The sequence below is a fragment of the Streptomyces sp. NPDC059875 genome (assembly GCF_042731085.1).
Classification (GTDB): Bacteria; Actinomycetota; Actinomycetes; order Streptomycetales; family Streptomycetaceae; genus Streptomyces.
Genome location: NZ_JBHWJZ010000008.1, coordinates 60,943 through 82,182 on the forward strand (window position 1 = coordinate 60,943; position 21,240 = coordinate 82,182).

Consider the following 21,240-nt stretch of genomic DNA (forward strand, 5'->3'; position numbering starts at 1 on the left):
GCCGAGGTGGCGGACGACAAGGGCGAGGGCGGCGGAGGGTTCCTGCCCGCGAGCATCGAGGCCGCCTGGGGGCTGCGCGAACGCCCCTCCAAGGGGCCCAAGCCCGGACTCACCCTCGACCGGATCGTCACGGCGGCGGTCGGCATCGCCTCGGCGGAGGGGCTCGACGCGGTCTCCATGGGGCGGATCGCCAAGGAACTCGGCGTCTCGACGATGTCCCTCTACCGCTATGTGAGCGCCAAGAGCGAGCTGTACGTCCTCATGCAGGACGAGGCGATGGGTCCGCCCCCCGCCGGACTCGCGTCCGGCACCGACTGGCGCACGGGCGTGGAGGAGTGGGCCTGGGCCGCCCGCGAGGTCTACCACCGCAACCTCTGGATGCTGCGCATCCCGCTCTCCGGCCCGCCCGCCACGCCGAACACGGTCGCCTGGTGGGAGCGGGCGATGGTGGCCCTGGAGGGCACCGGGCTCGACGAGGGCGCCAAGGTCTCGGTGATCATGCTGGTCGGCGGCTTCGTCCGTAACGAGGCGCTGATGATGGCCGACCTCGCCGCCGTCATCAGCGCGAGCGGGCAGGGCCCCGAGGAGGTGCTCGCCCGGTACGGCCACACCCTGCGGCGCCTCGCGGATCCGGACCGCTATCCGGCGGTGGCGCGGATGCTGGACTCGGGCGTGATGGAGGAGCCGGACGAGCCGGACCACGAGTTCCGCTTCGGTCTTGAGCGGGTCCTCGACGGGGTCGCGCTGCTGGTGGAGCGGGAGGGCCGGACGTGAGCGGGCTGCGGGAGCGGAAGAAGGAGCAGACCCGGCAGGCCATCTCGGAGGCCGCCATCGCCCTCTTCCTGGAGAAGGGCTTCGACGCCGTCTCGGTCGCCGAGATCGCGGACGCCGCGGACGTCTCCAAGCCGACGCTCTTCCGGTACTTCCCGGCCAAGGAGGACCTGGCGCTCCACCGCTTCGCGGACCACGAGGACGAGGCCGCGCGGGTGGTCTCCGGCCGCCCGGCCGACGTCTCGCCGCTCGACGCCCTGCGGGCGCACGTCCTCGACGGCCTGGAGCGGCGCGACCCCGTCACCGGGCTCTGCGACCACCCGGCCGTCCTCGCCTTCCAGCGCCTGCTGTACGGCACTCCGGCGCTGGTCGCGCGGATGTACACGTACCAGAGCCGATCGGAGGCGGCCCTCGCGGAGGCCCTGGGGGGTGGCGGCCTGGACGCGCGGCTCGCGGCGGGCCAGATCGTGGCCGTCCTGCGGATCCTGGCCGAGGAGAACGTCCGCCGGATCGCGGCGGGGGAGAGCGCGGACGCGGTGTACGGGGACGCGGTGGAGGCCGCGGAGCTCGCGTTCGAGGGGCTGCGGGACGGGCTGGCGTTCTAGGGGCGCTCGGAGAACTGCAGCACGCCGCCGACCGCGAAGCACAGCGCTCCCGTGAGGGTGCCCCAGTTGGCGATGTCGACGTTCACCAGGGATCCGGTCGCGGGCCGCGTGAAGGCGGCCAGCGCCGACACCATGAAGAGGAACGACCCGAGCTGGTTGATCGCGACGATCCACCACGCGAGGTCGTGCACGCGGAGGCGGGGCCGGCCGTGGCAGACCTCGACCAGCGCGAGGTGCCCCGAGATCAGGAACAGGATGCACCCGACCATGTCGGGGGCCCAGATGAGGCGGTTCACCTGCTGGACGGAGAGTCCCTGCAGCAGCGAGCTCAGCAGGTTGATGCCGAACACGAGCGTGCCGACGAAGAGCAGGAAGGTGCTGAGCCAGTCGATCCTGCCGGGCTCGTAGCTCCACCACCTCCAGCGCCGCGCGGCGAGCCTCCCGGTCTCGCTGTCCCTGTGGGGTGTGTTGACGGTCTGGAGCAGTGAGGCGTACCCGCCGGTGTTGAAGCACAGGCCGCCGGCGAAGTAGATCCAGGCGCTCGTCACGTCGCCCGGACCGAACTGGGCCAACCCGGCCCCGAGGGCGAAGAGTGCGCCGCCGATCGTGAACGCGGCCGCGGCAACGGCGTTCAGCCTGCGCATCCGGCCGACCGAGACGCTGTCCGCCCTTCGGGATCGAGGCTCCGCCTCGCCCTCGGCGCGTACGGTCAGCAGGCCACGCTTGCGCGCCAGGCGCGACTCCCAGACAGCCGTGCCCCCGTCCACGAGTCGCCAGGTGAGCCGGGTCGTGAACGGTCCCGCCCCTTCGGAGTGCTCCTTCGTCCCGACCACTCGCCGACTGTATCCCTCCTGTGGTGAAACAACCCTTTATCGACAGCTATGTCCTCCGCTAGGCGAGCACGTTGACGGCGCGGGCGACCACGAGGCCGAGGATGAGCAGGGAGACGAGGGACTGGACCGCCATGGCGATCTTGGCCCAGGGTGCCAGCGGCATGACGTCGGTGGGACTGAAGGCGGTGGCGTTGGTGAGGCCGAGGTAGAAGTAGTCGACGAAGCGGGGACGCCAGTCGGGGGCGGCGAGTTCGGGGTTCATCTGCTGGGGGAAGGCGAGCGCGGGGGTGGCGGGCATGTGGTGGGCGCGGGCGGCCGCTCCGCCGCAGTCGAGTTCGAAGTACAGCAGCGAGAAGGTGAGGACGGTCCCCGCCCAGACGGTGCCGCCGGTCTGCAGCAGGCTCGCTGCAGAGGCGGTCTCCTTCCCGCCGTGGACGATGTCGTCGATCAGCTGGACGGTCGACCAGACGGTGCTCAGCGCCAGGACGCCGACGAGGGCGATCGACACGGCGCGCATGGCGGCGGAGCGGCGGTCGATCCGGCCCGGGTCGCTCGCGATCAGCGTCAGCAGGAGCAGGCCTTCGATGGACGGCAGCACCCATTTCGGTGCCAGGCGCAGGTCGTCGGGGAGCAGCAGCGTCAGCGCCATGGCGGCGAGGACGGCCGTGGCCATCGGCCAGCGGGCCTCGCCGAGGGGTGCGTTCCCCTGCGGCGGCCCGGACGGGCGGGGAGCGGCGTCTCGGCTCACGTCGGTTGCCCCCTGTCGGTGTCGCGGGCCGGTCGGCGGGCCTGCCCCCGCGGTCCACTCCACTACGCCGCGCGGGGGCGCGCACCGCCCGGGACCCGTCCGGGTCATCGGATCGACCGATCGACCGACGCTCGGGCAACCATGAGGCTACCAAGTAAAAAATGTTACTCGGTAACGCTTTCCTCTATCCTGGCCTCATGACGGCACTCGACCCTGATCTCTCCTCCGACCTCGACCTCGAACTCCTCCGCGAGCGGGCCCACCACGACGCCTGCCGCGCCGCCCTCGACCGGATGGCCGAGGACGTGGCCGAACAAGTCGTCATCGGCGAGAACGTCGCCGCCTCCGGCGCCGACGCCGAGGTGCTCGGCTACCACCTGCGCACCCGCGCCAAGGAGTTCGGCGAGCAGCCGCCCGGCCCGCTCTTCTTCGGCCGCCTCGACCGCGAGGACGGCCAGACCCACCACATCGGCCGCCGCCGGATCGCCGAACACCCGGCCGCCCCGCCCCTCGTCGTCGACTGGCGCGCCCCCGTCTCCCGCGCCTACTACCAGGCCGGCGCCAACGACCCGCAGGGCGTGGTCCGGCGGCGCCGGTTCGGCTGGGCCCCGTACAGCAAGGGCGACACCGCAGACCTCACCGGCCTGGAGGACGAGCGGCTCACCGCCGGGGAGGAGGCGGCCAGCGCGATCGTCGCCGGGGAGATCGAGCGCCCGCGCGTGGGCCCGATGCGGGACATCGCCGCCACCATCCAGCCCGAACAGGACGACCTCGTACGCTCCGGGCCCGCCACCTCCGTGTGCGTGCAGGGCGCCCCCGGCACCGGCAAGACCGCCGTGGGCCTGCACCGGGCCGCGTACCTCCTCTACACCCACCCGCAGCGCGTCCGCCGCTCCGGCCTCCTCGTCCTCGGCCCCAACCGCACCTTCCTCTCGTACATCTCCGAGGTCCTTCCCGCGCTCGGCGAGACAGGGATCCGCCAGTCCACCCTCGACGAGGAGATCGCCCTCCACGAGGTGCGCGCGGTGGACGGCGAGGCGGCGGCGCGGATCAAGCACGACGTACGGATGGCCGAGGTGCTGCGGCGGGCGCTGTACGCGCGCGTGGCCCTGCCGGAGGGGGAGTTGGCCGTCGCCGACGGCTCGCTCCGGCTGCGGCTCCCGCCGGAGCGGCTCGCCGAGATCGTCGCGGCCGTACAGGAGGAGGCGCCGCCCTACGCCACCGGCCGCGAACGCGTCCGCGCCCGGGTCGTCCGGGAGCTCCAACTCCGCGCGGAGCGGCGGGCCGGGCCCCTGGGCAACGCCTGGGTGCGCAGGATCGAACGGGCGCGACCGGTCTCGGCGTTCGTGGACGCCTGCTGGCCGCGGACGACACCCGAGGAGGTGCTCGCCGCCGTGCTCACCGACCCGTGCGACCCGCTGCTCGGCGCCGAGGAGCGGACGGCGATCCGGTGGGCGAAGCCGCCGCGCTCCTTCCGCTCGGCGAAGTGGAGCGCCGCCGACCTCGTCCTGCTGGACGAGCTGGCCGGGCTGATCGAACGCCCCGAGGGCTACGGCCATGTCGTCGTCGACGAGGCCCAGGACCTGTCACCGATGCAGTGCCGGGCCATCGCCCGCCGGGTCGGCTTCGGCGCGCTGACCGTGCTCGGCGACCTGGCCCAGGGGACCACTCCGTGGGCGGCGCGCGACTGGCGCGAGCAACTGGCCCATCTGGGCAAGCCGGAGGCGGAGATCGTGCCGCTGACCATCGGCTACCGGGTCCCGGCGGCGATCGTGGACCTCGCCAACCGGCTGCTGCCGGAGCTGGGGACGGACGTGCCGGCGGGGATCTCGCTGCGCAAGGACGGGGAGGTGACGGTCGGCCGGGTCGCGGACGTGGTGGACGGCGTCGTCGGGGCGGTCCGGGCGGCGCTGACGAAGGAGGGCTCGGTGGGCGTGATCGCGGCGGAGGGACACGTCGGCCGGCTGGAGCGGGCGTTGGCCGGGTACGGGGGAGAGCGGTTGGCTGTCCTTCCGGCGACGACGGCCAAGGGCCTGGAGTACGACCACGTCGTCGTCGCCGAGCCCGCCGCGATCGTGGCGGCCGAGGCACGCGGACTGCACCGGCTGTACGTCGTCCTCACCCGGGCCGTCTCCCGGCTGGACATCGTCCACAGCGAGCCGCTGCCCGACTGCCTTGCAGGCGCTCGGAACTCCGGTCAGGCCTCCTGAAGCGCCGTCAGGAGACCCCGTACGGCAGGCAGGTCCAGCGAGGACTCCCGTACCGCCGCGTGGATCGAGCGGACCGGCTCCGGTCCGCGGACCTTGCGGACGACCACGTTCGGGTGCCGGCTGCCCAGGCCCGTCAAGGGGATCAGGCTGATGCCGAGTCCGGCCGCGACGAAGCCCTGGGCGGTGGCGTACTCCTCGCACTCCACCGCGATGTCCGGCGTGAACCCGGCCGCCGCGCACGCCTCCAGGACGGCGTCGAGGCACGGCCCGGGGCGCTCGCTGCCGACCCAGGGCTCGTCGGCGAGCTCGCCGAGGTCGACGATCCGGCGGTCGGCGAGCCGGTGGCCCTTGGGGAGGACGGCGCGGTACGGGTCGTCGAGGAGGGGGACGAGGCGGAGCCCGTCGGCGGTCGGCGTTCCCCGGGGCCGGACCACGAGCGTGAGGTCCGCCTCCTCGTCGGGCCTCGCGCCCTCGGCGATCCTCAAGTCCACCCGTACGCCGGGGTGTTCGGCGCGGAACCGAGCCAGGGCGGGGGCGACGAGATCGGCGCCCGCGGTGGCGAAGTAGCGGACGGCCACCTGCCCGGTGCGCCCGGCCCGCAGATCGGCGAGGGCGGTCTCCGCCTCGGCGACCTGGCGGCCGATGACGGCGGCGTGCTCGGTGAGCAGCCTCCCGGCGGCGGTGGGCCGGACGCCCCGGCCGAAGCGTTCGAGCAGGGCGATGCCGGCCTCCTTCTCCAGGACGGCGATCTGCTGGCTCACGGCGGAGGGGGTGTAGCCCAGGTTCGCGGCGGCGGCGGTGACGGAGCCGCTGGTGACGACGGCCCGGAGCATCTGCATGCGTCTGACGTCCAGCATGTAGCACAGCTTAACGCTGGATGCATGATCCTTCGCTTGTTCTGTCGAGTCCGGGCGAGGACCGTGGAGGCCATGACATCGGCTTCGGCTTCGGCTTCCGCGATCTCGGCGATACGGATGGGTGTGCTGGCCCTGCTCTGGGGCTCCGGCTTCCTGTGGATCAAACTGGCCCTCGACCACGGCCTCGCCCCGGGGTGGATCACCTTCGTACGGTGTCTGCTCGGCGCGGGCGTCCTGCTCGTGCTCGCGTGCGCGGCCGGGCAGCGGCTCCCCCGGGACCGGGCGACCTGGGGGCGGCTGGCCGTCGCGGCCTTCTTCTGCAACGCCCTGCCGTTCCTTCTCTTCAGCGTGGGCGAGCAGACCGTGGACAGCGGGGTCGCGGGCGTCCTGAACGCCACCACACCGCTCTGGTCCCTGCTCATCGGCCTGGGGCTCGGTACGGAGCGCCCGCTGTCGGCGGCCCGGCTCGGCGGTCTGGTCCTCGGCTTCGCCGGCGTCCTGCTGATCTTCGCCCCGTGGAGCGGGGGCGGCCTGATGAGCTCGGGTGCCCTCGCCCTGCTCGCGGCGTCGGCGAGTTACGCGGTGGCCTTCGCGTACATGGCCCGCCGGCTGACGGGCCGGGGAACCGCGCCGCTTGCGCTCTCCGCCGCGCAGCTGCTCGCGGCGACGGTCCTGAGCATGCCGGCCCTGGCCTCCGGCGGCGACGCCCGGCCGATGTGGACGGGGGTGCTCGCGGTCGTCGTCCTCGGAATCTTCGCGACCGGACTCACCTTCCACCTCAACTACCGGATGATCGCGGACGAGGGCCCGACGAGCGCGGCGACCGTCGGCTATCTGCTGCCGGTGGTGTCGGTGACGCTCGGGGCCCTCGTGCTCGACGAGCCGCTGACGGTACGGGTCGTGGCCGGGATGGCGGTCGTGCTGGCCGGAGTGGCCCTCACGCGGCGGGGGTCGCGACCCGGTTCCGCGGCTTCTGCTCGTGCTGTGCCTGCTGCTTCGGCTCCTTCGGCTGCCTCAGGACGGTGAAGGCGACCGCGAAGGCGGCGAGGAGGAGGCCGGCTCCGACGCCGAAGGCCAGGTGGTAGCCGCTGGTCAGGGCTTCGGCGGCGGGGCGGCCCGCCTCGGTGAGGGACTCGGTGCGGGAGGCGGCCAGGGTGGAGAGGACCGCGATGCCGAGGGCCATGCCGATCTGCTGGGTGGTGTTGAACAGACCGGAGGCGAGGCCCGCGTCCTCCTCCTTCGCGCCGGACATGCCGAGCGAGGTGAGGGCGGGGAGCGCGAGGCCGAAGCCGGCGGCCAGCAGCATCACGGGCAGCAGGTCCGTGACGTACGAGGCGTGCACGGGCACGCGGGTCAGCAGTCCGAGGACGCCGACGAGGAGGACGAGGCCGGTGAGCAGGACAGTGCGCTCGCCGAAGCGGGCGATCAGGCGGGCCGAGACGCCCAGGGACACCACGCCGATGACGGCCGCGGCCGGCAGCATCGCGAGACCGGTCTCGGCGGCGCCGTAACCGAGGACCTTCTGCAGGTAGAGCGCGACCAGGATCTGGAAGGAGAAGAGCGCGGCGACCATCAGCAGCTGGACCAGATTGGCGCCGGAGACGCTGCGCGAGCGGAGGATCCGCAGCGGCATGAGGGGGTTCGCGGCCTTGGCCTGGCGGACGACGAAGCCGGCGAGGAGCGCGAGCGAGAGTGCGCCCAGGCCGAGGGTGTGGGCCGAAGTGGCGCCGTACTCCTCGATCTTGACGACCGCGTAGATGCCGAGCATCAGTCCGGCGGTGACGAGCAGCGCGCCGAGGACGTCCGCGCCGCCTCCGGCCTTCAGCCCGAGGCCGCGGTCACCGGGCAGGGCGGGGAGGGCGACGAGGAGCGCCGCGATGCCGATCGGGAGGTTGATGAAGAAGATCCAGTTCCAGGTCAGCGCGTCGGTGAGGACGCCGCCGAGGACCTGCCCGATCGAGGCGCCGGCCGCGCCGGTGAAGCTGAACACGGCGATGGCCTTGGCCCGTTCGCGCGGTGCGGTGAAGAGCGTGACGAGGATGCCGAGGCTGACGGCGGAGGCCATCGCGCTGCCGACGCCCTGGAGGAAGCGGGCCGCGATCAGGACGCCGGGTGAAGTGGCGACGCCGGCGAGGAGCGAGGCGGCGGTGAACAGTCCCGTACCCGCGAGGAACATCCTTTTGCGGCCGATCAGGTCGCCGAGGCGGCCGGCGAGGAGGAGCAGCGAGCCGAAGGCGATGAGGTACGCGTTGACGACCCAGCTGAGTCCGGCCGGGGTGAAGCCGAGGTCGCTCTGGATGGCCGGCATGGCGACGGTCACGATGCTGCCGTCGAGGATCGTCATGAGCATCCCGGTGGCCAGGACGCCGAGGGCGAGCGAGCGGGAGCGGGAGGTCGTTTCAGTGGCAGGCACGGCGGTCTCTCCTGTCGTTGGAGGCAACAAGAAAGACCGTAGCAGATAGTTTTGTTGCAGACTATCTTTTACGGATCGAGGTCGGTGGGATCGTCGGCCGCTACCCCTTCTGACGCGCCCGCCGGGCCGGCCTCGCGCTCTCTACCGGCGTCTCCAGATGCCCCGTGACCAGGCGGTTCAGTGCCCGCAGCAGCACCTCGCGCTCGTCGCCGGGAAGGGAGGCGAGGGCGCTCTCGTGCACCCGGTCGACGATCTTCTGGCTCTCCGCGGCGACCTTCGCCCCCTCCTCGGTCACCGCGATGATCCGCGCCCGCCGGTCGGCGCTGGACGGCCGGCGCTCGGCGAGCCCGGCCTTCTCCAGGGCGTCGACGGTCACCACCATGGTCGTCTTGTCCATGTCCCCGATCTCGGCGAGCTGCGCCTGGGTGCGCTCCTCCTCGAGGGCGTGCACGAGGACGCAGTGCATCCGCGGGGTGAGCCCGATCTCCCCTAGCTCCGCGCTCATCTGCGTGCGCAGGACGTGACTGGTGTGGTCCAGAAGGAAGGACAGGTCCGGTTCGGTGCGCGTGGGTGCCATGGCGGTCATGTCTGCCAGGGTAGCGAAGGCCGATCCGTCGCGGATTATCAGGAAGCGGACGATGTGGCGCGCTCGGCGGCCGCGTCGATGACCTCGTCCAGGACCTCACGGGAGCGGACCAGGTCGCCGATCATCCCGTCGATCCGCTCCCGTTCCGCGGCGAGCTCGGCGATCAGCTGCGAGTCGGCGATCGCGGACGGGCCGCCGTCCGTGTCGCGCATACAGGGGAGGAGTCGGGCGATCTTCTTGCTGTGCAGGCCGGCGGCGTACAGCGCCTGGATGCGGATGACACGGTCGACCGCCCAGTCGCCGTAGCTGCGGTGGCCGCCGGGCGTGCGCTCGGCGGCGAGCAGGCCCTGCATCTCGTAGTAGCGCAACGAACGCTCGCTCACGCCGGTCCGCGCCGCCAGTTCGCCGATCCGCATTCCCATTCCTCTTCCTTCCACCGCTCCCGACTTGAATCTGACACCGATGGCAACTTTTACGGTACCGGCATGACGCACACGACCACCGAAACAGTCCGCGACTCCCGCCTCTTCGAGCCCACCCGCCTCGGCGAACTGACCCTCCCCAACCGCCTGGTGATGGCGCCCATGACCCGCAACCGCGCGGGCGCGGACGGCGTCCCGCGGGAGATCATGGCCACCTACTACGCCCAGCGCGCCTCCGCGGGCCTGATCATCGCCGAGGCGTCCACCCCGAACGCCGTGGGCCTCACGTACCCGAACATCCCCGCGATCTACGACCCCGCGCATGTGGCCGGCTGGCGGCGGGTGACCGACGCGGTACGGGACGCGGGCGGGCGCATGTTCCTGCAGCTCCAGCACGGTGGCCGGATCGGGCACCCCGACAACAGCGGGCTGACCCCGCTCGCGCCCTCGCCGGTCCCGCTCCCGGACACGGTCCACACGCCGAGCGGTCATCAGGAGGCCGTCGTGCCACGGGAGATGACGGTCGACGAGATCCGTTCGACGGTCGCCGACTTCGCCGCGGCCGCGCGCAGCGCCGTCGCGGCGGGCTTCGCCGGAGTCGAGGTCCACTCGGCGAACGGTTACCTCCTCCACCAGTTCCTGGCGAAGGGCACCAACCACCGCACGGACGCGTACGGAGGCTCCGTGGCCGGGCGGATCCGCTTCACGGTCGAGGTCGTCCGTGCCGTGGCCGAGGCCATCGGTCCGGAGCGGGTCGGCGTACGGATTTCGCCCGGACTGACCGTCAACGGCATCGAGGAGGGGGACACCGAGGCGATCTACCCGGCCCTCGTCGGCGCCCTGGCCGGGCTGGGCCTCGCCTATCTGCACGTCGTGTACGCCGACCCCGACAGCCCGCTCTTCCAGGACATCCGCAAGACCTGGCAGGGCACGCTCGTCGCCAACCCGAGGCTCTCGCGCGAGGAGGTCACCGAAGGCGGCGGCCGGAGCGAGGGCGAACGGCTGCTCGCGGCGGGGGCCGACCTGATCGCCCTCGGCCGGCCGTTCCTGGCCAACCCCGACCTCGTCACCCGCCTGCGGACCGGGGCCCCGCTGAACCCGATCCGCGATCAGTACCTGATGTTCACGGGCGAGGAGACGGGCTACACCGACTAAGGGCGGGTGGCGGTCGCCTCGGCGACGACGGTGGGCCGGTAGCCGAGGTTGAAGGCGCCCTGGGCGGTGAAGGTGACGCACATGTGGGTCATGAACCCGGCGAGGACCAGGTCGGGTCCGGCGCCCAGGTCGCGGAGCGTCTTCTCCAGGTCGGTGGCGTGGAAGGCGTTGGGGACCTGCTTGACCGCGACGGCTTCCCCCTCGGCGGGGGCGACTTCGGGGCTGATGGCGCCGAGCTCGGAGGTGACGTCGTAACCGGCGTCCATGACGTGGACGACCGGCGTGCCGGCCGCGCGGGCGGCGGCGAGCAGCCGGGCCCCGGCGGCCAGGGCGGGCTCGGCGCCGTCGAGGGCCATGACTCCGGTGCGGTAGGTGTTCTGGAAATCGATCAGGATCAGGGTCGTCTCGCCGAGGCGGGGCGGCGTGTTGTCGAGGCCGACGATGCTGCGCAGGGTGGCGGAGGCGTTCATGGAGGAAGGTTCCTTTCGGGACGGAAACGGGTTGGCTCGGGAGGGGGACGGGCGTGGCCCGGGAGGGGAACGGGCTGGCTCGGGAGGGGAACGGACTGGCTCGGGACGGAAACGGGCGTGGCTCGGGAGGGCAGCGGGCTGGCTCGGGACGGAAACGGGCGTGGCTCGGGAGGGGAACGGGCTGGCTCGGGACGGAAACGGGCAAGGCTCGGGGGAAAACGGGCATGGCGAGGCCGCGGGCGTGGCGCTCGCGGGTGTGGGCCGGGTTCAGGAAGCGGTGCGGAAGCGGCGGCGATAGGACGCCGGCGTGGTGCTGATCTGCTTACGGAAGGCGCGGTGCAGCGTTTCCACCGAGCCCATCCCGACCGCCGACGCGATCTGCTCGAGCGGCTGGTCCGTGGTCTCCAGCAGGCGGCGCGCCGCCTCGACCCGGGCCGCCTCCACGTAGGAGGCCGGGCTGGTGCCGGTCTCCTGGCGGAAGACCCGGGCGAAGTGACGCTCGCTCAGGCACATGCGCCCGGCGAGCGCGGGCGCCGACAGATCGCCGTCGAGGTGCTCGGTGATGAAGACCCGCAGCTCGTCGATGTCCCTGCGGGCCGCCGCGGGCCGGCTGAGCGGCACGCTGAACTGGCTCTGGCCGCCCTGCCGTCGGAGGTACATCACCAGCTGCCGGGCCACGGCCAGCGCCGGCTCCTCGCCGTGGTCCTCGGCCACCAGGGCGAGCGCGAGGTCCATGCAGGTGCTGATGCCCGCCCCGGTCCACACCCGGCCGGAGCGGACGAAGATCGGATCGGCGTCGACCCTCACCCGCGGGTGCTCCGCGGCGAGTTGCGCCGCGGTCGACCAGTGCGTGGTCGCCCGCCGCCCGTCGAGCAGCCCGGCGGCGGCGAGCAGGTGCGCGCCCACGCACACCGAGGCGATGCGCCGGGCGTGCGGAGCGGTGGCCTTCACCCACTCCACGACGGTGTCGTCGACCCGGGCGACCGGCCCGTCCGGGCTCAGATCCACGGCGCCGGGGACGAGCAGGGTGTCCACCGCGCCCCCCACCTCGGCGAACGCCAGATCCGGCACGAGCCGTACCCCGGCCGAGGTGACGACGGGCTCCGGGCCGGGCCCGGCCAGCCGCACCTCGTAGCCGGCCCGGCCCCCGGTCTCCCGGTTGGCCAGCGCGAAGACCTCGGCCGGGCCGGTGACGTCGAGCAGGTCGACATCCGGGAAGACCGCGATGACGACACGGTGCGCAGAGGACATGCGTCCATCGTCGCGACGGCGCCCGATGACCGCAATGACGGCTCTCTGTCACATCCGGCCATCGACTGGCGCGGAAAAAAGGAAAGGCAAGGAGGTCACTCACTCCTTGCCACTCTCAACATATAGCGCACCCGGGGCCTTGCGGCAAGGCCCCGGTCGTGGTGCAAAATCATCGACCTGAGCCAGTACCTGGGGAAATCAGAGTTCTGCGAAGTACGTGCGCATATGGCGCCGTTCCATATCGTCAAACGGGGGTTCTCATGATGGACGTCATCGTGGTCGGCGGCGGACCGACCGGCCTGATGCTCGCCGCCGAGCTGCGGCTGCACGGGGTGCGGACGCTCGTGCTGGAGAAGGAGGCGGAGCCGACCGCGTACGTCCGTGCGCTCGGCCTGCACGCGCGCAGCGTCGAGGTGATGGACCAGCGCGGTCTGCTGGAGCGGTTCCTCGCGCACGGCAAGCAGTTCCGGGTCGGCGGCTTCTTCGCCGGCCTCGGCACGTCGTGGCCCGACGGTCTGGACACCGCCCATTCGTACGTCCTCGGCATCCCGCAGACCGTCACCGATCGTCTGCTGGCCGAGCACGCCGTCGAGGTCGGCGTCGAGATCCGGCGCGGCTGCGAAGTGGTCGGGCTGAGCCAGGACGAGGACGGGGTGACCGTCGAGCTCGCCGATGGGGGTACCCCCGCCAGTGGGGGCGTAGCCGGCGGGGGAGGCACGCGGCTGCGTGCGCGCTACCTCGTCGGCTGCGACGGCGGCCGCAGCACGGTGCGCAAGCTGCTCGGCGTCGGCTTCCCCGGAGAGCCCGCCACGGTGGAGACGCTGCTGGGCGAGATGCAGTTGACCGCGGATCCGGAGACGCTGGCCGCCGTGATGGCCGAAGTCCGCAAGACCCAGCTCCGGTTCGGCGCCATGCCCCTCGGCGACGGTTTCCACCGCGTCATCGTGCCCGGCGAAGGGCTGTCCGAGGACCGTGCGGCGCCGACCCTGGAGGAGTTCAGGAAGCAGCTGCGGGCGGTCGCCGGCACCGACTTCGGCGCGCACTCCCCGCGCTGGCTCTCCCGCTTCGGCGACGGCACCCGGCTGGCCGAGCGCTACCGGACCGGCCGGGTCCTGCTCGCCGGCGACGCGGCACACATCCACCCGCCGACCGGCGGGCAGGGGCTCAACCTCGGTATCCAGGACGCGTTCAACCTCGGCTGGAAGCTGGCCGCCGCGGTCGACGGCTGGGCGCCGGAAGGCCTTCTCGACAGCTACCACACCGAGCGGCACCCCGTGGCCGCCGAGGTGCTGGACAACACCCGCGCACAGATGGCCCTGATGTCCACCGAGCCGGGCGCCCAGGCGGTGCGCCGACTGCTGTCGGAGCTGGTGGAGTTCGAGAACGTGAACCAGTACCTGATCGAGAAGATCACCGCGATCGGGGTTCGCTACGACTTCGGCGAGGGCCACGAACTGCTCGGACGGCGGCTGCGGGACGTGAAGCTGAAGCAGGGACGCCTCTACGAGCTGATGCACGGCGGCCGCGGACTGCTGCTCGACCAGATCGGCCGGCTCTCGGTGGAGGGCTGGGCGGACCGGGTCGACCACGTCGTCGACGTCAGCGAGGAACTGGACGCCCCCGCCGTGCTGCTGCGTCCGGACGGCCACGTGGCATGGGTCGGTGACGATCAGCAGGATCTGCTGAGCAACCTGCCCACGTGGTTCGGCGCTCGGAAACTCCCGTAAGAGGCCACCGGAGTTTTCCGCGGCCGTCGTCGGACGGGATCGTCCGGGGTCCGTCTTCCCTGTGACCCCGCTGCTCCCGTACGCTAGGTAGACCTACCTACCTAGTTTGGGCTGTGATGAGCGAGACGGGCATGAGTACGGCGGGGAGCGGACGGCGGCGTCCGGCGCGGGAGCGGCTGCTGGCGGCGGCGGCTCGGCGCTTCTACGCCGATGGTGTGGCGGCGACCGGCATCGACACGATCACCGCCGAAGCCGGCGTGGCGAAGATGAGCCTCTACAACAACTTCTCCTCCAAGGCCGACCTGGTCAGGGCCTATCTCGACGCCCGGCACGAAGAGTGGCTCGGCCTCTACCGCGTGCGGCTGGAGCGGGCCCGGGGGCCGCGCGACGGCGTTCTGGCGGTGTTCGACGCCTACGCCGACCACGCGGCGTTCGCCTACGAGCACGGCTTCCGCGGCTGCGGCCTGCTCAACGCCGCCGCCGAGCTCCCTGCCGGGGACGAGGGCCGGGCCGTGGTGCGCGCCCACAAGGAGGAGGTCGAGCGCCTGATCGCCGGCCACCTGGAGGAGCTGCTGCCCGAGCGCACCGACGAGGCGCGCGCGACGGCCGAGCACCTCGCCTTCCTCCTGGAGGGCGCGATGGCGCGCGCCGGCCTCGAGGGCGACGGTGATCGGCTCCGGCGCGCCCGCTCCATGGCGGTGGCCCTGCTGGGCCGGTTGTGAAGCGGTCCGCGGGGACAGGGGCACTGTGCGTGCTCGCGGCCTCCGTCCTGTGGGGGACCACGGGCACGGCCGCCACGTTCGCCCCGGGCGTGGGCCCGCTCGCCATCGGCGCCGTCGCCATGGGCCTGGGCGGGCTCCTCCAAGCCCTCGTCGCCGCACCGCGGATCGCCCGCCACGCACCCCGCCTGCGCGATCAGCGTGGCACGGTACTTCTCGGCGCCGTCTCGGTGGCGGTCTACCCCCTGGCGTTCTACAGCTCCATGCACCTGGCCGGAGTCGCCGTGGGCACCGTGGTGTCGATCGGCACCGCCCCGCTCGCCTCGGCCCTGATCGAACGCGTCGTGGACGGCCGCCGGCTCACGCGCCGCTGGACACTCGCGGCCGCGCTCGGCCTGCTCGGCACCGTCCTGCTGTGCGTCGCCGAGGCCGCCCACGCCGCCGACGGCACGGGACGGGCATCCGTGACTGCCACGCTGCTCGGCGTGGGCCTCGGCCTCGTCGCCGCCGCGACCTACGCCCTCTACTCCTGGGCGGCGCACCGGCTCATCACCCGCCGGATCCCCTCCCGCGCGGCGATGGGCGCCGTCTTCGGGCTCGGCGGACTGCTCCTCGTACCCGTCCTGCTGGCCACCGGCGCCCCGCTCGTCGACTCCTGGCCCCATGCCGCGGTCGGCGCCTACATGGCGCTGGTCCCCATGTTCGCGGGCTACGTCCTGTTCGGCCGGGGACTCGCCCACGTGCCCGCGAGCACGGCCACCACGCTGTCCCTGCTCGAACCGGCCGTCGCGGCCGTCCTCGCCGTCCTCGTCGTCGGCGAGCGCCTCCCCGCCGCCGGCTGGACCGGCATCGCCCTCGTCATCGCCTGCCTCGCCGTCCTCACCACCCCGGCACCCGCCGCTGCCGCACGGCCCGGTCGACTTTCCCGGGCGCAGGCCGAATCCTTTCGGCGGACCCCCGCCTCCTATACATGTGCCGACAAACGTCGGGACGGGATCAGGAGGTCTTCATGATCATCGGTATCGCCATCGCCGCCGGAGCCGTGCTGCTCTGCACGTGCAGCTACGTCGTCATGCGCAAGCGAAAGCAAGCCCGTGGCTGACTCGTCCTGGCCCGGTGTACAGCTGATCGTCGCCGCCCAGCGCGGCGACGTCGACTCGATCACCGCGTTGGTGTCGGGCTCGCACCCGAACGTTCAGCGGTTCGCCCGCTCGCTCTGCGCCACTCCTGAGGACGCCGAGGACGCGGCACAGGAAGCCTTGATCATCCTCTACCGCAAGATCGGGATGCTCCGGGCGTCCGGCGCGCTGGCGTCGTGGATGTTCCGCATCGTCCGCAACGAGTGCCTGCGGCGCGCGCGGACGCTGCGGACCCACGCACCCCTGCCGGACGCCGCCGTGCGCTCGGCCGAGGAAGTGGTCCTGGAGCGCATCGAGGCGGGCAAGGTGGCGGCCGCCATCGCCGCTCTGCCGGCCGAGCAGCGGCGCGTGCTGATCATGCGGGACATCCAGGGCTACAGCGGACGCATGGTCGCCGAGGCGCTCGGCCTCAGTACCGCCGCGATGAAATCGCGTCTGCACCGCGCCCGCACCGCTGTTCAGCGGTCCCTCCGTGCCACACCCACGCCTGCGCCTGGAGACACCCATGACGACAACGAAAGCCGACGGCCCTGACTTCGCGAGTTCCTCCCTGCCCCGCCACCTGGTCCGGGGAGTGATCGGCTTCGGCGGCCTGATCGGCTCGGTCGCGCTCATCCCGCTCGTCGGCCCGATCAGCCTGCTGCTCCTGCCGGTCGGCGTACTGGCACTGCGCGGCTGCCCGATGTGCTGGACCATCGGCCTGATCCAGACCCTCTCGCGGGGTCGCCTGCAGCGCACCTGCGAGGACGGCCAGTGCAAGCTGGAGCACGCGAGGACGGCCGATCGGTGAGGCGCGACACTATTGCAAGCATGTGCTTGCAATAGTTAGCGGGTGATGGCATCGTCGGGGCATGGCATCACTCAACGTCGGCAATCTTGGCGAGTACCTCCGCGAGCAGCGGCGCACCGCGCAGCTCTCGCTGCGGCAGCTCGCGGAGGCCGCCGGGGTGTCCAATCCGTATCTGAGTCAGATCGAGCGGGGGCTTCGCAAGCCCAGCGCCGAGGTGTTGCAGCAGGTCGCCAAGGCGCTGCGGATCTCCGCCGAGACTCTCTACGTGCGGGCCGGAATTCTCGACGAGAAGGAGCGGGAGGAGCTGGAGACGCGCGCCGTCATCCTCGCCGATCCCTCGATCAACGAGCGGCAGAAGCAGGTACTGCTCCAGATCTACGACTCCTTCCGCAAGGAGAACGCCGCCGAGAACGCCGCCGGGGCCGTCGACAAGCCCGTTTCCGTCGACGGTGACGACGCTGCTCCCGATGCCGAACGAACCGCGAGCTAGTACGTACACATCCGGGAGGACCACACCCATGGCCATCATCGAAGAACTGCGTACCCCCCTCTACTTCGCCGCCGGCACCGCCGACCTGGCCGTCCAGCAGGCCAAGAAGGTCCCCGGCCTGATCGAGCAGATCGCCGCCGAGGCGCCCGCGCGGATCGACGCCGTGCGCAAGACCGACCCCAAGGTCGTGCAGGAGAAGGTGTCCGACCGGGCCAAGGAGGCCCAGGCCACCGTGCAGTCGAAGCTCGCCGAGGTCGTCGGCAGCCTCGACACGGACCTGAAGAAGCTCGGCGAGACCGCCCAGGACCTGGCCCTGCGGAGCGTCGGCGTCGCCGCCGAGTACGCGGTCAAGGCGCGCGAGAAGTACGAGGAGGTCGCCGCGCACGGCGAGGAGGCCGTCAAGGCGTGGCGCGGTGAGGTGGCCGAGGAGATCACCGAGATCGCCGTCGTCGTCGAGCCCGAGCCGGAGGCCAAGGCCAAGGCCGAGCCCGCGGCGGACGCCACGGCCGAGGAGCCCGCGGCGAAGAAGGCTCCCGCCGCTCGCAAGCCCGCCGCCCGCAAGGCCCCCGCCAAGAAGGTCGCCGCCACCGAGAAGTAAGGCGGGGCCGAGAAGTAGGGCGGGGTCGAGACGTAAGGCGGGGCCAGGCGGGGCACCAATCAGGGTGCCCGGGGCGTTGTACCGGGTACCTTGGCCGCGAGGCGCTCCACCCACTCACGAGGCGGTTCACACATGTTGCGCGCGGGATTCGACTCCATCATCTGGCTGGTGATCGGCCTGGTCTTCATCGGCATGGCCGTCGCCGCGCTCGTCTTCGCGGTCATGGCGCGCGAGGACGCCTACCGCGCGGCCGACAAGCAGACCAAGAAGTTCTGGCTGATCATCCTGAGCATCAACCTCGTCCTGAACCTGCTGCTCCCGATGCTCTTCCTGCAGATCGCCGGACTCATCGCGGCCATCGTCTTCATGGTCGACGTCCGGCCCGCGCTCAAGCAGGTCTCCGGTGGGGGCGGCGGTCGTCGCGGCGGCTCCAGCAGCGACGGGCCGTACGGTCCGTACAACGGCGGACGGTAGAGCTACGCGACCGACGGCAGGACCGACAGGTTCGACGACACAACCGGCAGGACCGACGGTTCCGCGACAGGACCGTTTCAGGACGCGCGAGCGGACCCAAGGGGCCCGGGGCTAGCCCCGGGCCCTTTCCAGTGCCAGGACCGCAACGTCGTCCGTCAGCTCCCCGCCGTTCAGCGACCGCACCTCCGTCACCGCAGCCTCCAGGAGCTCCTCGCCCCGCAGGCCCTCCGCCAGCTGCCGGTTGATCATCTCGACCATTCCGTCCTGGCCGAGCCGCGGCGAACCCGGGCCCGCCGAGCGGCCCTCGATCAGCCCGTCCGTGTACATCAGCAGGCTCCACGCCCCGCCCAGCTCCACCTGGCGGCGCGGCCAGCGGGCGCGCGGCAGCAGGCCGAGGGCCGGGCCGCCGTCCTCGTACGGCAGCAGCCGCGCGGCGCGGCCGCGGCGGGCGATCAGCGGGGAGGGGTGTCCGGCCAGGCACAGGCCGGCCCGGCGCCCGTCCGGGGCGATGTCGACCGTGCAGAGCGTCGCGAAGATCTCCTCGCTCTCCCGCTCGTGCTCCAGGACCTGCTGCATCGTGGAGAGCAGCTCGTCCCCGCACAGGCCGGCGAAGGTCAGCGCGCGCCACGCGATGCGCAGCTCCACGCCGAGCGCCGCCTCGTCCGGGCCGTGCCCGCAGACGTCGCCGATCATGGCGTGGACCGTGCCGTCGGGCGTCCGGACGGTGTCGTAGAAGTCCCCGCCGAGCAGGGCCCGCGAGCGGCCGGGCCGGTAGCGGGAGGCGAAGCGCAGGTCGGAGCCCTGGAGGAGGGGGGTGGGCAGGAGTCCGCGTTCCAGCCGGGCGTTCTCCTGGGCCCGCAGCCGCGACTCGGTCAGCTTCACCTGCACCGCGTCGGCCCGCTTGCGCTCGACCGCGTACCGGATCGCCCGGCTCAGCAGCCTTCCGTCGAGCTCCTCGCGGAAGAGGTGGTCCTGGGCCCCGACCCGTACGGCCTCCGCCGCCAGCTCCGCGTCGGCCGAGGCCGCGAGCGCCAGGACGGCGTGGCGCGGGGCGAGCCGCAGGACGTGCCGCAGGGGCGCGAGGGGGTCGTCGCCGGCGGCCCGGGGGCCGGGCAGGGCGAGGTCGACCAGGACGCAGTGCACGTCGTCGGTGAGCAGCCGCTCCGCCTCCGTGAGGTTCCGGGCGGTGCGGATACGGACGCGGGTCCCGTCGGCGTCGAGCATTTCGGGTACGGCGAGGGCACCCGCCGGGTCGTCCTCGACGACCAGGAGGGTGAGATCGGTGCCTGTGGCAGCGGTGACGGCAGTCGCGGTCGTCGTGGCGGTCGCAGTGGCCCCAGCGGTGACAGCGCCTGGCGCCGCAGCAGAGTCGTTTCTCTGTCGCGGTACGGGTACGGGCATCGGTCTTGGTTTCCTTCCCTCCCCCCGAGGGCGCGGCAGGGCGACGAACGACGTCCCGCCTGACCGGGACCATAGCGGTACCCCGCCGGGCAACGGAATGGTGATCACGGTACGAGCGCAGAGGAGCCGTTGGCATATGCCGCGCATGGGGAGGTTGTTGCCCTTGAGGTCATGACGAACATCACGCCCCTGGAGGTGCGGAACGTCTCACTCCGCGCGGTGACGCTCCGGCCGGATCTCCATCCGGGCCGTCTCGCCCGCGACGCGGCCTCGATCCGGGCCGTCTCGCCCCGGTGTCGGCCTCGATCCGGGCCGTCTCGCCCCGGTGTCGGCCTCGATCCGGGCCGTCTCGCCCGGGGCCGGGCTCACTCCGGGCGGACGACTCCCAGGATCTCCATCGAGCCGGCCCCCGCGAGCGTCACGTCCCGCCCCGGCCTCGGCGCGTGCACGATCGCGCCGTTCCCGACGTACATCCCGATATGACTCGCGTCCTTGTAGTAGACGATCAGGTCGCCGGGCCGCATGTCCTTGATGTCCACGCGCGGCAGCAGCCGCCACTGCTCCTGCGAGGTACGCGGAATGGGCTGGCCGGCCGCCCCCCAGGCCCGCTGGGTCAGCCCCGAGCAGTCGAACGAGTCCGGGCCTTCGGCGCCCCAGACGTACGGCTTGCCGATCTGCGCCGTGGCGAACTCCACCGCCCGCTTGCCCTGCGGGGTCGCCTTTCCGGCCAGGCCCTTGAGGACACCGGTGTTCAGCCAGGCGGTCTGCGCCTTGTACTGCTCCTGCTCCTCGAGCCGCAGCAGCCGCTCCCGTTCCTCGGCCGCCAGCTCGGATTCGAGCTTCTTGGCCGCGGCGATCTTGTCGTTGATGTCCTTCTTCGCCTCGGCCTGCTTGACGCGGTTGGCCTCCAGCTTGGTCCAGTTGGTGCCCGCGTCCTTGGCGTAGACCGTCAACTGCGCCTGGGTCCGGTTCATTTCGGCGAGCAGGTCCGTGGTGGCCTTCTGGCCCTGCTGGAGCCGTCCGGCGGTGTCGAGGAAGAGCTGCGGGTCGTCGGTGAGGACGAACTGGGCGCCGTCGGGCAGCCCGCCGTTGCGGTACTGGGCCCGGGCCGCCGCGCCCGCCTGCGCCTTGAGCGAGTCGATCTTCTCGCGGCCGGCCACGATCATCTTGGCCAGCTCGACGATCTCCGCGGACTGCTCCTTCGCCTTCTCCTCGGCGAGGTTGTACGCGTCGGTGGCGGCGGCGGCCTGTCGGTACAGGCCGTCGATCTCCTTGCGTACCTCTTCGAGGGTCTTCTTCGGCGGGGCGGGCGGCAGCGGCGGCAGCGGCGCCGCGGGCGTTGCCGGCGCCGCGGGCGACGAGGGCGCCAAGGGCGACTTGGGCGCGGCGGCGGCCTGGAGGGTCAGCGCGGGTGAGGCCAGCACCGTCAGGGCACAGGCCACGGTGATCGCGGCGGTGGCGCAGCGGCGTCGGTTCACAAGCTCCCCCTCGGACGGCCCTGATGTTCCTGTATCTGATTTACCGTCAGTAACTTCGCATTGACCTTGGCGATAGTGCCACGCGAAACCTGAAAGCAACAGG

22 protein-coding genes and 1 pseudogene are annotated in these 21,240 nt (G+C 72.2%); 13 read left to right on the forward strand and 10 right to left on the reverse strand.

All coding sequences use genetic code 11. From position 1 onward, the window contains the following. Positions 1-6: 6 nt before the first annotated feature. Both ACFV9D_RS12325 and ACFV9D_RS12330 read left to right on the forward strand, forming a co-directional pair. Entirely contained in the window at positions 7-774 is a 768-nt protein-coding gene (locus tag ACFV9D_RS12325) for a TetR/AcrR family transcriptional regulator (protein WP_385144472.1), read from the forward strand. Further along, positions 771-1,376: a TetR/AcrR family transcriptional regulator gene (locus ACFV9D_RS12330; RefSeq protein ID WP_385144474.1), complete on the forward strand. Its 606-nt coding sequence runs from the start codon at positions 771-773 to the stop codon at positions 1,374-1,376. Before ACFV9D_RS12325 ends, ACFV9D_RS12330 begins: the two co-directional genes overlap by 4 nt. Here ACFV9D_RS12330 and ACFV9D_RS12335 read toward each other — a convergent pair. Together ACFV9D_RS12335 and ACFV9D_RS12340 are read right to left on the reverse strand one after the other, a co-directional pair. Continuing rightward, positions 1,373-2,209 (reverse strand): hypothetical protein, encoded by an 837-nt coding sequence (locus tag ACFV9D_RS12335; RefSeq protein ID WP_385144476.1) that lies wholly within the window; start codon positions 2,207-2,209, stop codon positions 1,373-1,375. The two genes, ACFV9D_RS12330 and ACFV9D_RS12335, sit on opposite strands and share 4 nt — an antisense overlap. A gap of 58 nt (positions 2,210-2,267) precedes the next feature. Continuing rightward, on the reverse strand, positions 2,268-2,957 hold the full coding sequence (locus ACFV9D_RS12340; protein WP_385144478.1) for a hypothetical protein: 690 nt from the start codon (positions 2,955-2,957) through the stop codon (positions 2,268-2,270). 197 nt (positions 2,958-3,154) lie between these two features. On the opposite strand from ACFV9D_RS12340, the gene ACFV9D_RS12345 reads away from it, so the two are divergent. Next, positions 3,155-5,167, forward strand: a complete 2,013-nt coding sequence (locus ACFV9D_RS12345; protein ID WP_385144480.1) for a HelD family protein — start codon at positions 3,155-3,157, stop codon at positions 5,165-5,167. On the opposite strand, the gene ACFV9D_RS12350 is transcribed toward ACFV9D_RS12345, so the two are convergent. Further along, positions 5,155-6,024, reverse strand: coding sequence for a LysR family transcriptional regulator (locus ACFV9D_RS12350; protein ID WP_385144482.1), 870 nt, complete (start codon positions 6,022-6,024; stop codon positions 5,155-5,157). The genes ACFV9D_RS12345 and ACFV9D_RS12350 overlap by 13 nt on opposite strands. A 72-nt stretch (positions 6,025-6,096) precedes the next feature. Between ACFV9D_RS12350 and ACFV9D_RS12355 the strand changes: the two genes are divergently transcribed. Next, positions 6,097-7,050: a DMT family transporter gene (locus tag ACFV9D_RS12355; protein ID WP_385144484.1), complete on the forward strand. Its 954-nt coding sequence runs from the start codon at positions 6,097-6,099 to the stop codon at positions 7,048-7,050. Here ACFV9D_RS12355 and ACFV9D_RS12360 read toward each other — a convergent pair. From ACFV9D_RS12360 to ACFV9D_RS12370, 3 genes are all read right to left on the reverse strand, one after another. Next, complete coding sequence (locus ACFV9D_RS12360) at positions 6,962-8,374, reverse strand: MFS transporter (RefSeq protein WP_385144915.1); 1,413 nt, start codon at positions 8,372-8,374, stop codon at positions 6,962-6,964. The two genes, ACFV9D_RS12355 and ACFV9D_RS12360, sit on opposite strands and share 89 nt — an antisense overlap. 163 nt (positions 8,375-8,537) lie before the next feature. Continuing rightward, positions 8,538-9,023 (reverse strand): MarR family winged helix-turn-helix transcriptional regulator, encoded by a 486-nt coding sequence (locus tag ACFV9D_RS12365; RefSeq protein WP_385144486.1) that lies wholly within the window; start codon positions 9,021-9,023, stop codon positions 8,538-8,540. Positions 9,024-9,061: 38 nt separating this feature from the next. Next, entirely contained in the window at positions 9,062-9,439 is a 378-nt protein-coding gene (locus ACFV9D_RS12370; protein WP_385144917.1) for a MerR family transcriptional regulator, read from the reverse strand. 69 nt (positions 9,440-9,508) lie between these two features. Between ACFV9D_RS12370 and ACFV9D_RS12375 the strand changes: the two genes are divergently transcribed. Next, complete coding sequence (locus ACFV9D_RS12375) at positions 9,509-10,600, forward strand: alkene reductase (RefSeq protein WP_385144488.1); 1,092 nt, start codon at positions 9,509-9,511, stop codon at positions 10,598-10,600. A 2-nt stretch (positions 10,601-10,602) separates the two neighbouring features. Here the strand turns inward: ACFV9D_RS12375 and ACFV9D_RS12380 are convergent. Both ACFV9D_RS12380 and ACFV9D_RS12385 read right to left on the reverse strand, forming a co-directional pair. After that, positions 10,603-11,070: pseudogene (locus tag ACFV9D_RS12380) on the reverse strand (isochorismatase family protein); the annotation flags it as partial. A gap of 267 nt (positions 11,071-11,337) precedes the next feature. Next, positions 11,338-12,321, reverse strand: a complete 984-nt coding sequence (locus ACFV9D_RS12385; RefSeq protein ID WP_385144489.1) for a GlxA family transcriptional regulator — start codon at positions 12,319-12,321, stop codon at positions 11,338-11,340. A gap of 260 nt (positions 12,322-12,581) precedes the next feature. Between ACFV9D_RS12385 and rox the strand changes: the two genes are divergently transcribed. From rox to ACFV9D_RS12425, 8 genes are all read left to right on the forward strand, one after another. After that, complete coding sequence (rox, locus tag ACFV9D_RS12390) at positions 12,582-14,048, forward strand: rifampin monooxygenase (RefSeq protein ID WP_385144491.1); 1,467 nt, start codon at positions 12,582-12,584, stop codon at positions 14,046-14,048. A gap of 116 nt (positions 14,049-14,164) precedes the next feature. Next, positions 14,165-14,770: a TetR/AcrR family transcriptional regulator gene (locus tag ACFV9D_RS12395; protein WP_385144493.1), complete on the forward strand. Its 606-nt coding sequence runs from the start codon at positions 14,165-14,167 to the stop codon at positions 14,768-14,770. A 29-nt stretch (positions 14,771-14,799) separates the two neighbouring features. After that, positions 14,800-15,780, forward strand: coding sequence for a DMT family transporter (locus tag ACFV9D_RS12400; RefSeq protein WP_385144495.1), 981 nt, complete (start codon positions 14,800-14,802; stop codon positions 15,778-15,780). A gap of 81 nt (positions 15,781-15,861) precedes the next feature. Then, on the forward strand, positions 15,862-16,440 hold the full coding sequence (locus ACFV9D_RS12405) for an RNA polymerase sigma factor (protein WP_385144497.1): 579 nt from the start codon (positions 15,862-15,864) through the stop codon (positions 16,438-16,440). Next, positions 16,412-16,696 carry a hypothetical protein gene (locus ACFV9D_RS12410; RefSeq protein ID WP_385144499.1) on the forward strand — a complete coding sequence of 95 codons (285 nt, stop codon included), beginning with the start codon at positions 16,412-16,414 and terminating at the stop codon, positions 16,694-16,696. The genes ACFV9D_RS12405 and ACFV9D_RS12410 overlap by 29 nt, the downstream gene beginning before the upstream one ends. Positions 16,697-16,757: 61 nt before the next feature. Continuing rightward, entirely contained in the window at positions 16,758-17,186 is a 429-nt protein-coding gene (locus ACFV9D_RS12415; protein ID WP_385144501.1) for a helix-turn-helix domain-containing protein, read from the forward strand. Positions 17,187-17,214: 28 nt separating this feature from the next. Then, entirely contained in the window at positions 17,215-17,784 is a 570-nt protein-coding gene (locus ACFV9D_RS12420) for a hypothetical protein (protein ID WP_385144503.1), read from the forward strand. Positions 17,785-17,916: 132 nt separating this feature from the next. Further along, entirely contained in the window at positions 17,917-18,258 is a 342-nt protein-coding gene (locus ACFV9D_RS12425; RefSeq protein ID WP_385144505.1) for a DUF2516 family protein, read from the forward strand. Positions 18,259-18,369: 111 nt separating this feature from the next. Here ACFV9D_RS12425 and ACFV9D_RS12430 read toward each other — a convergent pair whose 3' ends face one another. Both ACFV9D_RS12430 and ACFV9D_RS12435 read right to left on the reverse strand, forming a co-directional pair. Next, the gene (locus tag ACFV9D_RS12430; protein WP_385144507.1) at positions 18,370-19,659 is read right to left on the reverse strand and encodes a PP2C family protein-serine/threonine phosphatase; all 1,290 of its coding nucleotides are present in this window, start codon (positions 19,657-19,659) and stop codon (positions 18,370-18,372) included. Between the two features lie 365 nt (positions 19,660-20,024). Continuing rightward, a complete protein-coding gene (locus tag ACFV9D_RS12435) occupies positions 20,025-21,137 on the reverse strand; it encodes an NlpC/P60 family protein (protein ID WP_385144509.1) in 1,113 nt (370 codons plus the stop codon). Positions 21,138-21,240: the final 103 nt, after the last annotated feature.